The sequence below is a fragment of the Stenotrophomonas ginsengisoli genome, assembly GCF_001431485.1.
GTDB lineage: Bacteria > Pseudomonadota > Gammaproteobacteria > Xanthomonadales > Xanthomonadaceae > Stenotrophomonas > Stenotrophomonas ginsengisoli.
Window position 1 is genome coordinate 1 of sequence record NZ_LDJM01000058.1, and the last position, 1002, is coordinate 1002.

Genomic DNA, 1002 nt, shown 5'->3' on the forward strand with positions numbered 1-1002 from the left:
CCCACCGTCGTGCCGGCATCCACGGTCACCGTGGCCTGGTAGGTCACGCTGTAGGTGCCCGGAGCCGTGTTGGCCGGCAGGGTCGCGGTGAAACCGCTGGCCGAAGCACCGCTGAAGGTGAAGCCAGCACCGGCCGGCGAGCCGCTCACCAGGGCCAGACCCGTGCCCAGCACGTCGGTCAGCTCGACCGGCTGCAGGGTATTGGCATCGGTGACCGTCACGGTCAGGGTGTAATCCAGCACGTCGCCCACTTCCACCGGACCGGTCGCACTGGTCGACTTGTTCACGTCCACGCTCGGCTTGGCCACCGGGGTGGTGGTAGTGCAGCCAGCTTCACTCGGGCACGGGGCGCCGCTCACCGTGTTGCTCACCGAGGTGCCGGCATCCACGGTCACGCGGGCCTTGTAGGTCACGGTGTGGGTGCCGATGGCGGCACCGGCCGGCAGCGTGCACACCAGTGGATTGGCCGCATTGCAGCTGAAATCCGGCGCAACGATCGAGCCAGCCACCAGCTCCAGGCCGGTACCCAGGGTATCGGTCAGGGTGGTCGCGGTAACGGTCTTGGCGTCGGTCACCACCACACTCAGGGTGTAGCTGATCTCGTCATTGACCTGGGCCGGAGTGCGCGGTGCAACGGCCGTCTTGCTCAGGGCCACGCCCGGCTTGGCCACCGGGGTGGTCGTGGTGCAGGTGCCGGTGCAGGTAGCACCAGTCGGGGTCACGGTGTTGCCCACCGTCGTGCCGGCATCCACGGTCACCGTGGCCTGGTAGGTCACGCTGTAGGTGCCCGGAGCCGTGTTGGCCGGCAGGGTCGCGGTGAAACCGCTGGCCGAAGCACCGCTGAAGGTGAAGCCAGCACCGGCCGGCGAGCCGCTCACCAGGGCCAGACCCGTGCCCAGCACGTCGGTCAGCTCGACCGGCTGCAGGGTATTGGCATCGGTGACCGTCACGGTCAGGGTGTAATCCAGCACGTCGCCCACTTCCACCGGACCGGTAGCAATT

The 1002-nt window shown here is 68.2% G+C and carries 1 pseudogene; it reads right to left on the reverse strand.

The features are described from left to right. A pseudogene (locus ABB30_RS15145) lies at nucleotides 1–1002 on the reverse strand (DUF11 domain-containing protein); the annotation flags it as partial.